At 76.2% G+C, this 520-nt stretch carries 1 protein-coding gene; it reads left to right on the top strand.

Features of this window, described 5'->3' with window-relative positions; translation table 11 throughout:
- On the top strand, window positions 1-520 hold a 520-nt coding region (locus RCG67_RS17410), incomplete at both ends, for a 2-oxo acid dehydrogenase subunit E2 (RefSeq protein WP_368828073.1).

Below are 520 nucleotides of genomic sequence, written 5' to 3'. Positions count from 1 at the left end.
CCCGACGGGCCGGGCCCGGCCACGGCGGCCGCTGCGACTGCTGCGGTCGCTGCGACGGCTGCGGCCCCGGCAGCGGCTGTCCCGCGCCGCCCTGCGTTGGCGAAGCCGCCCGTCCGCAAGGCCGCCCGGGACCTGGGCGTCGACCTCGCCGAGGTCCCCGCGACCGGAGCCGCGGGACAGATCACCAAGCAGGACCTCATGGCCCACGTCGCCCGGCTCGGCGAGGCCGGGGCCCGGCGCCGCGTGCCCGCCGCCGAGGAGCGGATCGAGCGGGTCCCCGTCAAGGGCGTGCGCAAGGCCACCGCGCAGAACATGGTGCGCAGCGCGTTCAGCGCCCCGCACGCCTCGGTGTTCGTGGAGGTCGACGCCACGCGCACCATGGAGTTCGTCCAGCGGCTGAAGGCCGCCCCGGACTACGAGGGCGTCAAGGTCACGCCCCTGCTGGTGCTGGCCAAGGCCGTCGTCTGGGCCGTGGCCCGCAACCCGCAGGTCAACGCGACGTGGACGGACGAGGAGATCC

It is taken from the genome of Kocuria cellulosilytica, assembly GCF_040981245.1.
In the GTDB taxonomy this organism is placed as follows: domain Bacteria; phylum Actinomycetota; class Actinomycetes; order Actinomycetales; family Micrococcaceae; genus Kocuria; species Kocuria cellulosilytica.
This window is presented reverse-complemented; position numbering and strand designations above follow the sequence as displayed.